The sequence below is a fragment of the Lysinibacillus sp. TE18511 genome (assembly GCF_054062295.1).
Genome location: NZ_JBSSFD010000030.1, coordinates 25,759 through 38,272, shown reverse-complemented (window position 1 = coordinate 38,272; position 12,514 = coordinate 25,759). Strand labels below are relative to the sequence as shown.

16 protein-coding genes and 1 riboswitch are annotated in these 12,514 nt (G+C 37.1%); of the genes, 10 read left to right on the top strand and 6 right to left on the bottom strand.

Features of this window, described 5'->3' with window-relative positions:
* Nucleotides 1-21: 21 nt before the first annotated feature.
* From ACVWXS_RS18620 to ACVWXS_RS18605, 4 genes are all read left to right on the top strand, one after another.
* A complete protein-coding gene (locus ACVWXS_RS18620) occupies nt 22-564 on the top strand; it encodes an NADPH-dependent FMN reductase (protein WP_456959592.1) in 543 nt (180 codons plus the stop codon).
* A gap of 496 nt (nt 565-1,060) precedes the next feature.
* Nucleotides 1,061-1,183 carry a hypothetical protein gene (locus tag ACVWXS_RS18615; protein ID WP_456959590.1) on the top strand — a complete coding sequence of 41 codons (123 nt, stop codon included), beginning with the start codon at nt 1,061-1,063 and terminating at the stop codon, nt 1,181-1,183.
* Nucleotides 1,184-1,238: 55 nt separating this feature from the next.
* Entirely contained in the window at nt 1,239-2,603 is a 1,365-nt protein-coding gene (locus tag ACVWXS_RS18610) for a sensor histidine kinase (protein WP_456959589.1), read from the top strand.
* Between the two features lie 6 nt (nt 2,604-2,609).
* Entirely contained in the window at nt 2,610-3,293 is a 684-nt protein-coding gene (locus ACVWXS_RS18605; RefSeq protein ID WP_456959587.1) for a response regulator transcription factor, read from the top strand.
* Between the two features lie 195 nt (nt 3,294-3,488).
* On the opposite strand, the gene ACVWXS_RS18600 is transcribed toward ACVWXS_RS18605, so the two are convergent.
* Both ACVWXS_RS18600 and ACVWXS_RS18595 read right to left on the bottom strand, forming a co-directional pair.
* Complete coding sequence (locus tag ACVWXS_RS18600; protein WP_456959585.1) at nt 3,489-4,073, bottom strand: YdhK family protein; 585 nt, start codon at nt 4,071-4,073, stop codon at nt 3,489-3,491.
* Nucleotides 4,074-4,199: 126 nt separating this feature from the next.
* Nucleotides 4,200-4,796 (bottom strand): biotin transporter BioY, encoded by a 597-nt coding sequence (locus tag ACVWXS_RS18595; RefSeq protein WP_456959583.1) that lies wholly within the window; start codon nt 4,794-4,796, stop codon nt 4,200-4,202.
* Nucleotides 4,797-4,968: 172 nt separating this feature from the next.
* Nucleotides 4,969-5,159: riboswitch (cobalamin riboswitch) on the top strand.
* 154 nt (nt 5,160-5,313) lie between these two features.
* Between ACVWXS_RS18595 and ACVWXS_RS18590 the strand changes: the two genes are divergently transcribed.
* From ACVWXS_RS18590 to ACVWXS_RS18580, 3 genes are all read left to right on the top strand, one after another.
* Nucleotides 5,314-6,360, top strand: coding sequence for a FecCD family ABC transporter permease (locus ACVWXS_RS18590; RefSeq protein WP_368638123.1), 1,047 nt, complete (start codon nt 5,314-5,316; stop codon nt 6,358-6,360).
* Nucleotides 6,361-6,365: 5 nt separating this feature from the next.
* The gene (locus ACVWXS_RS18585; protein WP_456959582.1) at nt 6,366-7,160 is read left to right on the top strand and encodes an ABC transporter ATP-binding protein; all 795 of its coding nucleotides are present in this window, start codon (nt 6,366-6,368) and stop codon (nt 7,158-7,160) included.
* Between the two features lie 63 nt (nt 7,161-7,223).
* Nucleotides 7,224-7,379, top strand: coding sequence for a hypothetical protein (locus ACVWXS_RS18580; protein ID WP_456959581.1), 156 nt, complete (start codon nt 7,224-7,226; stop codon nt 7,377-7,379).
* 110 nt (nt 7,380-7,489) lie between these two features.
* On the opposite strand, the gene ACVWXS_RS18575 is transcribed toward ACVWXS_RS18580, so the two are convergent.
* The 4 genes from ACVWXS_RS18575 to ACVWXS_RS18560 form a co-directional block, all read right to left on the bottom strand.
* The gene (locus tag ACVWXS_RS18575) at nt 7,490-7,798 is read right to left on the bottom strand and encodes a monooxygenase (RefSeq protein ID WP_368638125.1); all 309 of its coding nucleotides are present in this window, start codon (nt 7,796-7,798) and stop codon (nt 7,490-7,492) included.
* 107 nt (nt 7,799-7,905) lie between these two features.
* Nucleotides 7,906-8,220 carry a DMT family transporter gene (locus tag ACVWXS_RS18570; RefSeq protein ID WP_456959579.1) on the bottom strand — a complete coding sequence of 105 codons (315 nt, stop codon included), beginning with the start codon at nt 8,218-8,220 and terminating at the stop codon, nt 7,906-7,908.
* A complete protein-coding gene (locus tag ACVWXS_RS18565; RefSeq protein WP_427421416.1) occupies nt 8,220-8,573 on the bottom strand; it encodes a DMT family transporter in 354 nt (117 codons plus the stop codon). Before ACVWXS_RS18565 ends, ACVWXS_RS18570 begins: the two co-directional genes overlap by 1 nt.
* Before the next feature lie 74 nt (nt 8,574-8,647).
* Entirely contained in the window at nt 8,648-9,226 is a 579-nt protein-coding gene (locus ACVWXS_RS18560; protein WP_402989892.1) for a TetR family transcriptional regulator, read from the bottom strand.
* Between the two features lie 146 nt (nt 9,227-9,372).
* Between ACVWXS_RS18560 and ACVWXS_RS18555 the strand changes: the two genes are divergently transcribed.
* From ACVWXS_RS18555 to ACVWXS_RS18545, 3 genes are all read left to right on the top strand, one after another.
* On the top strand, nt 9,373-9,534 hold the full coding sequence (locus ACVWXS_RS18555; protein WP_456959578.1) for a hypothetical protein: 162 nt from the start codon (nt 9,373-9,375) through the stop codon (nt 9,532-9,534).
* 74 nt (nt 9,535-9,608) lie between these two features.
* Nucleotides 9,609-10,775: an endonuclease Q family protein gene (locus ACVWXS_RS18550; RefSeq protein WP_456959611.1), complete on the top strand. Its 1,167-nt coding sequence runs from the start codon at nt 9,609-9,611 to the stop codon at nt 10,773-10,775.
* Between the two features lie 77 nt (nt 10,776-10,852).
* Nucleotides 10,853-12,487, top strand: coding sequence for an S-layer homology domain-containing protein (locus ACVWXS_RS18545; RefSeq protein ID WP_456959576.1), 1,635 nt, complete (start codon nt 10,853-10,855; stop codon nt 12,485-12,487).
* Nucleotides 12,488-12,514 lie beyond the last annotated feature (27 nt).

Genomic DNA, 12,514 nt, shown 5'->3' with positions numbered 1-12,514 from the left:
TCACATTGGGGAGGAAACGTCTTGAAAGTAGTTGCAATCGTAGGCAGTATCCGTAAAGAATCTTATAATATGCAATTAGCAAAATTTATTGAAAAGCGTTATGCAGAGAAATTTGATCTTGAAGTATTAAGCTTGAAGGATTTACCTATGTATAACCAAGATATCGAAAATGAGGCACCACAAACAGTACTTGATTTTAAAGCACGAGTAAAAACGGCTGATGCAGTTCTTTGGGTGACACCAGAATATAATGGAACTGTGCCGGGTGTAATGGTTAACGCAATCGATTGGCTATCCCGTGTGGACAGAGTAATGATTGGCAAGCCATCATTCATGATGGGGGCATCAATGGGTAACTTAGGTACTGTTAAAGCACAATTACATTTACGAGATATTTTATTCTCACCTGGTGTTAATTCACCATTACTTAGCGGTAATGATGTTTATATTGGTGCAGTACACACTAAATTTGATGGAGAAGGTAATTTAACAGATGAGGGTACTGTCAAATTCCTTGATGTAGTTATGGATAACTTCTTAAACTGGATGAAAAATTACATTTAAAGAAAAGAAGAGGCTAGGACATAACTGGTCAAAACCTTAAAAAGCGTGAGAAATCAATTTTAGAAAAGTTGATTTCTCGCGCTTTTCTGATGAGAAGGTTTTTAATTTTGTTTTGAAAATATACTTATGTCCCCTGCCTCATAGAAATGGTCAAGGTAATTTTTGTGAATGTTGTGGCGCTTTACATGAGGGTGATTTCCGTTCTAAGCTACTCGTTTTCCTGTAGGTGAGCGTCGGGCTGCTTCTTCCGCTTATGTTGTTGCTGACATTATGCTTTCGCACAGATACACATTTTGCTGAAGTTTGGTTTTATCACTATGAATTAGAGTGATATGCCAGAAGATGCATGCTGTGTGAAGCGGTTGATTGGAGTGGAGGCTGGGCGACTCCTTGGGGATTAGCGAAAGAGGAACGAAGGCTAAGAGCATCACGTCCTGTGATAACGCCTTCGTGACCTACATCGTGTAGGCCCGAGACCCTGGAGGGAGCAACGCGAGTGAAGCGGTTCATCGGACGCCCCCAGGAAGCTCTGCTCTGCGCGAAAGCGAAGCGTCAGCGGCAAAGCGCCCAGCCGGAACGGAAATCAACCTCTCGTTTTATAAGATTTATTTCTGCATGAAATCTTCACACTTTAACGTTATACTTTTATGAAATCCTAAATTGGTGGTTAGAGGATGAAAAAACTTTCACTTAAGCTAGGAATAATCTTTTTTATCACATTATTTTGTATTGAAACATTTATGATGTTATTTTTACATGCTTCTTTAACCAATTCTAGAGTTGAAGAGGAATTAACGAGCTTGCAGGCAAGGGGAAATTCGCATCGAACAATATTAGAGAAAAATTTCGATGAGGAAACATTAGCTCACGTAGTATTAATGGAATCAAAAGAAAATACGGATGTTGTTATTACAGATAAGACTGGGAAAATATTAGCTGCTTCACATCCACATCCTGAAATACAAGCTTATATTAAAAATTCCGAAGATAATGTTCCTTATAATGGTAAGGTTTTGCAGGGTAATTGGCAGGAGGAAAACTATATTGCCACAATTAGCCCAATCCAAAAACAGCAAACGACAATTGGATATGTTTTTATGTTTCAAAATACAGATTCCATCCATGCATTAATGGAACGATTAAATAGACATTTTCTAATTGTTGGTATTATTTCAGGAGTGGTGACCATTGCAGTCATTATTGTTCTGTCTAGAAAGCTTGCCTTTCCATTAGTTCAGATGAAAGAAGCGACTTTGAAAATGAGTAAAGGGGATTTTACAGTGGCCCTTTCTACGAATGGTAAAGATGAACTAAGTGATCTTTCTAATGCAATACAGCTTTTATCAGATGATTTACATCATTTAAGAGAGGAAAGAAAGGAATTTTTATCAAGTATTGCCCATGAGCTTAGAACACCATTAACATTTATAAAAGGCTATACAGATATTCTCTATAAACGTGATTTAACGGAGCGGGATCGCCAAAAGTATTTAGGTATTATTATAGAAGAAACCAATCGACTTTCGCGTTTAATAAAAGACTTATTTGATCTAGCAAAAATGGATGAAAACTCTTTTGTTATTGACAAAGAAAGTCTTCATTTGGATAAGTTTTTAGCCAATATTGAGACAAAGCTGAGCCCTGCTTTTCAGGAAAAACAAATACACTTTTTTGTTCAATGTGAAGAGGGATTAACATTAATGGCTGATTCGGCAAGACTTGAACAAATTATTTTAAATCTTTTAAATAACGCATTAACTTATTGTTCCTCAGGAGATTCAACTTCCATAATTGTAAAAAGACACAGTCGCTTTTTACAAATTAGCATAAAGGATACTGGAAAAGGGATTCCGAAGAAGGATTTACCTTATATTTTTGAACGCTTTTATAGGGTAGAAAAATCTCGTACGCGTGCTCTTGGAGGTTCAGGTTTAGGCCTCGCTATTGTTAAAGAGCTTGTACATGCCCATGGAGGAGAAGTAACCGTTTTTAGTGAGGAAAATAAAGGGACTACTTTTGAATTATTGTTTAAGGAGTAGGAACGAATGAAAACAATATTATTAATTGACGATGAACCTAGGATGTTAGATTTACTAATTCTTTACTTAGAGTCTGCGTTTCATTGTAAAGCAATGTCATCAGCTAAAGATGCTCTAGTTTATTTAGAGGAAAATCATGTAGACTTAGTGCTGTTAGATATCATGATGCCAGAGATGGATGGCTGGCAAGCTTGTCAGGAAATAAGGAAGTTTTGGGATGTACCAGTGATAATGCTAACAGCAAAAGGGGAGCAGGCTGATATTATAAATGGGTTAAATATTGGGGCAGACGACTATATTTTAAAGCCCTTCGATGAGGAAGAGTTACTGGCCCGTATAAATGCGGTATTAAGAAGAACGAAAGTTGAAGAAAAAGTTATTTTCTTTGAAGGGCTACGTTTAAATAAAGAATCCTTTGAATTATATTTTCAACAAGAGGCTATTTCTTTAACGCCGAAAGAATTTGCGATGTTAGCGTTATTTCTTGATTATCAAAATAAAGTATTTTCAAGGGAGCATCTCATCAGTATGGTTTGGGGTTATCATGTTTCAATCGAAGATAGAACAATCGACTCACACGTCCGTAATTTACGAGAAAAATTAAGGAAAAGTGGTTTCCCTGCGGATGAATATTTACAGACTGTTTGGGGGATCGGATACAAATGGCACAGGTCAGTTAATAGAAAATAGAAGCTAGAAAAAACCAATCTCTGACGATTCCCGCAAAGGTTGGTTTTTTGTTATGAAGGAAACTATAGATTTTTTTTACCTGTTTAGAGCATAGTCGTCTAGGCTAAAGCGCTACATCCTTGAGGTTGCTTCAATCCCACGGACAAAAGTGGTGGAGCGTTTACTTTTGCTTCGGGCTCTCCAGCGTATTAGTTCTTATTTTGCTTCTAGCTCTTCTTCCGTAACCCATTTATGATTTTTTACGGCCTCGCCATTTGTTGTAGACGTATAATCAATCATATAAACTGTCGTTTGTATTGCCTCATCGATATGGACAGTCGCATTTTCCATGCCTTTCATATGAGATGCATCGGTTTTGACTACCGTACCCGGAGCTAATGGAGCCTCACCTTGATTTATCAATTCCTCATGAATAACCCACTTATGATTTTCTACGCGATTTTCACCTGTAGTTGGCTCATAGGAGATAATGTATGCTGTCGTATCATAAGCGCCAACAATCGTTGCTTCTGCGCCTTTCATACCTGCCATGTGTCCATCCGTGATAATGGCGGTGCTTCCAACTGGAAACTTTGGCTTTTCAGCATTTTTCAAAGTTGTTGGTACTGCGCCAGAGCTTGAATGGTTCATCGTGGAATGATCCATCTCTGTGCTATGTTCAGTTTCGATGTTATTTTTTGAATCGGCTTCTGACTTAGTTGTATCGGCAGAGCAAGCCGATAATGTTAGTAAAGCTACTGCTGCCATTAAGCCAATTGACCACTTTCTTTTGAATAACATATTATATTCCTCCTCACTATTTGCTCTTAATGTAGCAAATAAATGTGCAGAAATTGTGGACAGCAATCATATAGGAGTCCCAAAATAAAAAGCCCTCTTTAGCATCAAACTAAAGAAGGGCTTACGTTATTTAACAGGAAGTATTTTTACTATTTTTTGTAGACGGTATGCAAAAATACCGGCAAATATAGCTAAAATAATATCCTTTGGTAATGGAGGCATCATCCAAAGCCATGCCATCTTATAAGAAAAAGCTTCTGGAGCACTAGCCCATAACTTGTAGGCGAAGTACATCCAATTTGTCCCAAGTAAATAATTAATGGCTGTTGCAATTAAAGCAGCAATTACATAGCTTTTTTTCGTTCCACTGCGCTCTACAATACGCCCTGCAACATATGCAGCTAATATAAAAGTAACAATAAAACCGAATGTAGGACTTAAAATTTGTCCAAAGCCCCCACTGAAACGTGCAAATACAGGTGCGCCTGCTAAACCTATACACATATAAACAGTACAAGCGAGTGCACCTTTTCTACTGCCAAGAATAAGTCCTGCTAATATAGCAAAAAATGTTTGTAGCGTGATGGGTACGCCACCAACAACCATAAAAGGTACAAAGGAAGTAATATTAGCGCCAATCATCATCAATGTTGAAAATAGTCCAATATAAGCAATATCTACTGTTCTTAATTTGTGATGCGAGTGTTCCGCTACTGTTGTCATTATTTCACCCCTAATAAGTAATGTTGATAATAATAGTGTAAAAAAATAAAGTTTTTGTGTCAACCTAATATTTTATATAGGTTAACACAAAATATTTATCCTTCTTAATTTGATAAATAATTACTAGTAATAGACTAACTATTAAAATATATGATAGAATCGTCATAATTTTAAAATATCAGATGCAAATGGTGTGACATCTTGTAAATGTGTCACTTAAAAGGGAAGTCGGTGCAAATCCGACGCTGTCCCGCAACTGTAACGAGGAGTTCTATGATGATTTAGCCACTGTTCTAGAATGGGAAGGCAATCATAGGTACATTGATTCGAAGCCAGGAGACCTGCCAATTAGCGAAAATCTGTAATGCCCACGAGGATGAAAGCGATTACGGACAATAGTAGAAGGAAATCTTTCTGACTTTGTTTAATCTAGGGTATTTCTATGCGTATTTTGCATGGAATACCCTTTTTTTATCTTCATTAAGTCTATTATTAATGATTAGGAGTTAATAAACAGATGAATAAAAAAATTATGCTACTATCAATGACTCTTCTTTTAGTACTAATCATTTCAATGACAATTGCCATAATGGTTGGATCGGTTTCTGTTACGCCAATTCACGTATGGAAGGTTATCCTTTCCAAAATACCAATTGTACAAAACTCAATCGAGCAAGATTGGAGTCGTTCACAGGAAATTATTATTTGGCAAATACGAGTTCCGCGTGTATTGCTCGCTGCTATTGTTGGAGCAGGGTTGGCAATTGCAGGAGCAGCCATTCAGGCTCTTGTCCGTAATTCAATTGCCGAACCATATATTTTAGGGATTTCTTCTGGTGCAACGGTTGGGGCCACAGCTGTCATCATTTTAGGTGCTTTTTCATTTCTTGGCGTTTATGCTCTTTCCGTATCTGCATTTATAGGCTCTCTGACAGCAATGGCGTTAGTTTTCTTTTTAGCACGTGTTGGCGGTAGAGTTTCTGTCTTTAGACTTTTACTTTCAGGGATGGCGGTGTCGTTTATTTTATCTGCTATTTCAAATTTTATATTAATGACGTCGAAGCAAGAGGGCGGAATGAAGGCAGTCATGTATTGGATGCTAGGTAGCTTAGCTGGTGCGAAGTGGAGTAATCTTTTAATTCCTACAGTTATTTTTATCGTGGTATTTGCCTTGTTATGGCTCCACTATCGAAGCTTAAATTTATTACTTCTTGGGGAAGAAGCAGCGGTTACATTAGGGGTTAACTTACAACAATTTCGAATACAGCTTATCTTATTAGTATCGTTATTAACGGGTGTGCTTGTCGCAGTAAGTGGTTCAATCGGATTTGTTGGCTTAATCATTCCGCATATTGTACGGCTGATTGTAGGTTCAAACCATAAATATGTCATACCGATTAGTGCTTTGTTTGGGGCAATTTTCTTAGTTTGGGCAGATGCACTTGCTCGAATTATAATTGCCCCTGAAGAAATGCCAATTGGAATTATCACAGCTTTTTGTGGAGGGCCATTTTTCATTTGGCTACTACGTCGTAACAATTATTCTTTCGGTGAAGGGGATTAAAGCATATGACATTAGAGACGAAACAAGTATCTTTCTCCATTTCTGATGAACGCATATTACATGAAGTAAGTGTACAAATAAAGGAAAAACAATTTGTTGGGTTAATCGGTCCTAATGGTAGTGGGAAGTCAACGCTATTAAAGAATATGTATCGTTTATTAAAACCAGAAAGTGGAACAGTTTTATTAAATGAACAGGATATTTTAAAGCAATCGAGTAAAAGTATTGCGAAAAATTTAGCAGTAGTGAGTCAAGAAACGCCGGTCGTATTCGATTTTACCGTACATGATTTAGTCAGTATGGGGAGAACACCTCATAAAAAACTATTCGAGCTTGATCAGGAACGAGATTTCCAAATAGTGAAAAATGCACTAGATCAAACAGGAATTGCTCATTTAGAGAAACGTAGCTTTAGTTCTCTTTCGGGCGGAGAAAAAAAGCGTGTGATGGTTGCCCGTGCGCTCGCTCAGCAAGCACAGATGCTTATTTTAGATGAGCCAACGAATCATCTAGATATTCAGCATCAATTGCAGCTAATGGATCTAATTCAAACCCTACATTTAACAGTTGTTGCGGCAATACATGATTTAAACATTGCAGCTATGTATTGTGATCAAATTTATGTTTTACAGCAAGGGCGAATTGTCAATTTTGGAACACCAGAAGAAGTACTTACACCAACATTATTACAAGATGTTTTTGGTGTTTACGCTGATATTCAAACACATCCACTTACAGGGAAGCCTTATTTAACGTATGTCTCAGAGCAATTTACGAAGAAAGCTTTAAAAACTACATAAATAAAGTATGGCTCTTCGGCAAAACGAGGGGTGATTTCCGTTCCGACTGAGCACAGATGTTTTTTGTGCGTAAGCGAAGCGGCAGCAACAGATGTTTTTGTGCGAAAGCGAAGCGTCAGCAACAGATGTTTTTTGTGCGTAAGCGAAGCGGCAGCAACAGATGTTTTTGTGCGAAAGCGAAGCGTCAGCAACAGATGTTTTTTGTGCGAAAGCGAATAGTTTGGAACAGAAATCACCCTTATTTAAAGCGCCACAACATTCACAAAGATTTTCTTGCCCATTTTGTATTTCAACACTAAGGGGTGTGTCTGTAATAACAGATACGCCTATTATTTATGGATAGGACCATTGTTAATAGAAGATAAGGCTTCATTAACTTCAAAAATTTTACCCCGAATATTTGTTATCCCAAAGCTTGTTAATCGAGCAGAGTGCATGGCTAAATATTTTTTAGCACTTTCCTTCGTCTCGAATAAATAAACACCACCAGCTTCTTTAGCTACCGCATCCTCAGTCCAAATTTTCCACATGATTCCTTCTTCGTCATTAATGCTATGAGCTAAATCTTTAAATCCTTCAGACATTTCATCACCAAAAGGACCGTCCATTGTAAAATCAACTTGTAATAAATAAACCATTCAGCAAAACTCCTTTTCTCTTCATTTATAAGTAATTATAAAATATAGTTTCAACGAAAAGTAAATTTCAAAATTGGTCCACAACACAAGAACAGGAGCCAAATAAATTAAGATACTGCTTTCAATCCTGCCACACCAATGATAATAGCAATGATACTAATAATCCTATTCATATTTTTAGACTCCCCGAAGAATATAATATTTACGAAAACAGCACCAACTGTACCAATTCCAACCCAGACTACATAGGCAATGCTTAACTGTAAATAGTTAAAGGATGTATACAAAAGCACAAAGGACATTCCAAAGCCGCCCGCATATATTAATAAATTACGTATAGTTTTTTCCTGACTATAAAAGCGTAAACCTACAACACCGATAATTTCTGAAATTGCAGCTAGTAAAACAAGAAACCAACCCATTATGCATTAGCTCCTTTCTTTTCAGCATGATCTTTTGAAGGGTTATCAGCTAAATTAAGACCAATAACACCCAGTACTATAATGAAAATGAAAATTCCTTTAATAGCATTAAATTCACCGTCAAAAATAAAAATGTCCATTAATGTAGTACCAATTGTACCGACCCCAGCGAAAGTCGCATAAACAGTGCCTGTAGGTAGGTTTTCACAAGCCTTCGATAAGAAATGAAAATCCAACGCAATTAAGGACACGATAATAACCCAATGCCACCAAGAATCGGCAACATTAAAACCAAATATCCAAAACAATTCAAACAAACTAGTTAATCCAACATATATCCAATCTTTTTTCATAATTAGAGATTCCTTTCACGTGATAGTTTTAATGACTGACATTCAGTCATTTTTAATGTAAAAGAGAACGCCACTTATGGGTGACGTAGGCCAAGTGCATGGTGTAAAAAGTCTAGGAGCTCGAGCTTAACAAGTTTCATCGTTTCATCTTTGCAATCATCAAACAAATAAACTTGTTCAGCTGCAGATTCGATTAAACCTATAATGAGCTTGGAAGACCGTGAAGTATCTATAGAAGCACGTATCGTTCCTTGTTGTTGAGCTTGTAATAAAAAATTATTCATCCATGCATAATAGGGAGCATAGATATTTTCCCACTCTTTCAAATGCTCAGTTTGTGCAATACCAGCATAGATGAGTGCAACGAGATCGCCATATTCTTTTGTTATAGAAAAGCCAACGTCTACAACTTCTTCAAGTTGTTGTTCAAAAGGCTTTTGAGTTGATACGCCTTCTTCGATTGCAGTAATAATTTTTTCAACCATAACTTTCGCGATAGCTGGCATTACTGAAAGCCGTGAAGGGAAATAAAGATAAAATGTTCCTTGTGCGATACCTGCAGCTTTTACGATATCTGAAACCTTAGCCTTTTCAATTCCTTTTTCACGAAAAACTTCAATAGCAGCCTGAATAATTTTCTCTTCCTTTGACATGAAATCCCTCGCTTTTGACCTGCTTATTTAAATGTTACAAAATAGCTGAAATAAAGTCAAAGAATAATGACTGAAAATCAGTCATTATTCCCGTGTATACATATTTCCTATTCGGGGAACTTTATTTCTGAAAGGAATTGATGAAAATGGAAGAGATTAAGTTGGCACAATTAGATCAGCAACAGCTTGAAAAAATTAATGAGCTAGAGAAGACAATTGGCGTGACATTAGTGGCATATGATTCCTCAGCAATGCCAGCACAGGGTTCTAGTGCCTATGAGTCAAATAATAATAACCACCCTTCATAATGAATCGAGAATACCTTGCAGCAATGTGAGGTATTTCCACTTTGTATATAATGCAATGGGAGTTGTTACAAATGATGAAAGATTTCTATGCGGATTTACATATTCATATTGGACGTACTTCTAGTGGGCGAGCTGTCAAAATTACGGGCAGTAAGATGCTAACATTAGCAAGAATTCTTGAGATTGCTAGTACAAGAAAGGGACTAGATATTATCGGGATTATTGATTGTCATTCACCAGAGATAATGGATGAAATGGTAGGGATGATTGAACAAGGGGAGCTAAAGGAGCTAGTACAGGGAGGACTTCGTTATCAAGACACAACCCTTATTCCAGGCACGGAAGTTGAGATTTATGATCAGCATTGCCTTGGACCAATCCATGTACTTGCCTATTTTCCAACACTTTCGCTTATGGGAGAATTTTCAAATTGGATGTCTCATCATATGAAAAATATCCATTTAAGCTCTCAGCGAATCTATTGTGATGGTCAAACATTGCAACAAAAGGTTTGTGAGTTAGGAGGGCTTTTTATTCCTGCTCATGTTTTTACACCATTTAAAAGCTTGTTTGGAAAAGGGGTACATCGTAGTTTAACAGAAGTATTTGATCCTCAACTTATAGATGCGATTGAGCTAGGTTTAAGTTCTGATACTGATATGGTGAGTCACATTAGAGAGCTTCAAGCATACACATTTGTCAGTAATTCTGATGCACATTCACTTGGGAAAATTGCACGCGAGTATCAAAAATTAAGACTATCTGATGCCAATTTTACAGAATTAAAAATGGCGCTTCATGAACAGCAAAATCGAGCTGTAACAGCTAATTATGGCTTAAATCCTTTGCTTGGTAAATATCATCAGACCGTCTGTGCAAAATGTGGTGAACAGCTTCGCAATATGGCAACAATCTGTACTAACTGTGAAAGTACTCAAATTATTAAAGGGGTTTCTTTACGTATTATAGAGCTATCAGAGCAGCTGACGGATCAACATGTTCGACCACCATATATTCATCAAGTACCACTGGAATTTATTCCAGGTCTAGGGCCGAAAATGATGGAAAGATTACTACAAGCATTTGATACAGAGATGAAGATCTTGCATCGAGTTTCACTAGAACAGCTTGAACAAATCGTACCACATAAGATTGCTAAGATGATCGATTTAGCAAGAACAGGACAATTAGCAATTGCAGCTGGTGGCGGGGGGACTTATGGAAAGATACAAAGTGAATAAAAACACTTGCTCATATTTACCCCATTTTCATCCTTCATCTATTAAAATAGTAATTAGTAGAAGTGGAGGGAGTAATTATGCAATTATCAAAGAAATTCAGATTTTTAGCGGCTGGTGTACTGGTGTCGCAATTAGCGATGCCAGTAGGAGCAAACGCTGTGGAGCAGAGAGATTACATAGCGCCAAGTTGGGTGGCTCAGGCGGATTACGTAGCACTTGGTGATTCCTTGGCACATGGTATGAATGAGGTTGGCATAATTGGTTTAGGTTACGCAGATTTTGTGGCACAAGCTTTACAGCAAGATGGTTTCATCACTTCTTATAATAAGGGGTTTGCTTTTTCAGGCTATACAACAAAAAATGTATTGGAAGATATACAAAACGATGTGGAAAAGCCTGTAACAGGATTCGGTTATCAAAGTGACAAGGTAAAGCTTCGTACGTCTATTAAAGAGGCTGAAATTATTACTTTGACAGCTGGCGCCAATGATTTAATACCTATTTTAAAAGAGTCTCAGACAACTGGTATTAATGCAGCAGCAATGTTAAAGGCATCACAAGGAGCAATAAAAAATATTGCAGCCATTTTAGAAGAAATTAAGAAAATAAACCCGAACGCTCAAGTATATGTTATGGGGTACTATAATTCTTTCCCGTACTATAGTGAGGATTTACAGAAACAATTTAAAATGCTATTAACAGTTATGAATACAACGATTAAAACAACTGTTGAAAAAGCAGGAGCTATCTTTGTACCAACATACGATATTATAGCGAAAGATGTTCCAAGCTATTTACCAAACCCAGAAAATATTCATTTAAGTGAAGCTGGTTATTTAGCAGTAGCGAACGAGGCTTTTTTACCAGCGATTAAAGAAAGTACTTTATGGGATGTATCAAAGGCTATCCAAGTAAACATAAAAGATAGTACAACTGTAAAACTAAGCTGGCAAGAAGCGAAGGATAATGTAGGTATCACTAATTACAACGTATATGTAAATGGTAAGCTAGCATTTACACAAAATGCTGATACAACAGCTATAACGCTGGATCATTTAAAAGAGAATACTGTATACACGGTAAATGTTAAAGCAGTAGATGCAGCTGGCAATGAAAGTGTTCAAAGTCCAACAGTTACTTTTACTACAGAAAGGGCTTTAAGCTTTACTGATATAGAAAATCATTGGGCGAAGGAGTTTATTCTGAAGGCCGCAGAAGAAGGTATTATGAAAGGCTATGCAGATGGTACGTTTAGACCTGAACAAAATGTAACCCGTGCACAGGCTGCCAGTATACTTGTTAGAAGTCTAGGTTTAACGACGAAAGAACAGGCACCATTTACAGATATCTCAAGCTATGATGTCGGCACTCAGTCAGAAATTGCAGCAGCTTACGCATATGGGCTAGTTAAGGGAACGGGTGAGAAGTTTAACCCAGGACAGCCGGTTACTCGTGCTCAATTAGCATTAATGATTAATCGTGCATATGAACATCAGCTAAAACACTCTTATGCTGTGAAAGGAAAAGCACCATTTTCTGATATTGCTTCTTACAATGAAGAAACAAAACGTGCAATAACAATGTTATATGAACAAGGTATTGTTATAGGTAGTGAAGGGGAATTTTCACCAGAGGCTCCGACAAAACGTAGCCATGCAGCAAAAATATTTGTGAATTTTAGTAGTCTATTAAAAAATACTGAAGTCAAATGATAATAAAACAAAGCAGTTCACTAAATC

What these genes read in the sequence shown, in the direction of transcription:
- ACVWXS_RS18590 (WP_368638123.1), top strand. Translation starts at nt 5,314, where the DNA reads ATGAATAAAAAAATTATGCTACTATCAATGACTCTTCTTTTAGTACTA.
- ACVWXS_RS18595 (WP_456959583.1), bottom strand. Translation starts at nt 4,796, where the DNA reads ATGACAACAGTAGCGGAACACTCGCATCACAAATTAAGAACAGTAGAT.
- ACVWXS_RS18555 (WP_456959578.1), top strand. Translation starts at nt 9,373, where the DNA reads ATGGAAGAGATTAAGTTGGCACAATTAGATCAGCAACAGCTTGAAAAA.
- ACVWXS_RS18560 (WP_402989892.1), bottom strand. Translation starts at nt 9,226, where the DNA reads ATGTCAAAGGAAGAGAAAATTATTCAGGCTGCTATTGAAGTTTTTCGT.
- ACVWXS_RS18570 (WP_456959579.1), bottom strand. Translation starts at nt 8,220, where the DNA reads ATGGGTTGGTTTCTTGTTTTACTAGCTGCAATTTCAGAAATTATCGGT.
- ACVWXS_RS18600 (WP_456959585.1), bottom strand. Translation starts at nt 4,073, where the DNA reads ATGTTATTCAAAAGAAAGTGGTCAATTGGCTTAATGGCAGCAGTAGCT.
- ACVWXS_RS18545 (WP_456959576.1), top strand. Translation starts at nt 10,853, where the DNA reads ATGCAATTATCAAAGAAATTCAGATTTTTAGCGGCTGGTGTACTGGTG.
- ACVWXS_RS18585 (WP_456959582.1), top strand. Translation starts at nt 6,366, where the DNA reads ATGACATTAGAGACGAAACAAGTATCTTTCTCCATTTCTGATGAACGC.
- ACVWXS_RS18575 (WP_368638125.1), bottom strand. Translation starts at nt 7,798, where the DNA reads ATGGTTTATTTATTACAAGTTGATTTTACAATGGACGGTCCTTTTGGT.
- ACVWXS_RS18550 (WP_456959611.1), top strand. Translation starts at nt 9,609, where the DNA reads ATGAAAGATTTCTATGCGGATTTACATATTCATATTGGACGTACTTCT.
- ACVWXS_RS18610 (WP_456959589.1), top strand. Translation starts at nt 1,239, where the DNA reads ATGAAAAAACTTTCACTTAAGCTAGGAATAATCTTTTTTATCACATTA.
- ACVWXS_RS18605 (WP_456959587.1), top strand. Translation starts at nt 2,610, where the DNA reads ATGAAAACAATATTATTAATTGACGATGAACCTAGGATGTTAGATTTA.
- ACVWXS_RS18565 (WP_427421416.1), bottom strand. Translation starts at nt 8,573, where the DNA reads ATGAAAAAAGATTGGATATATGTTGGATTAACTAGTTTGTTTGAATTG.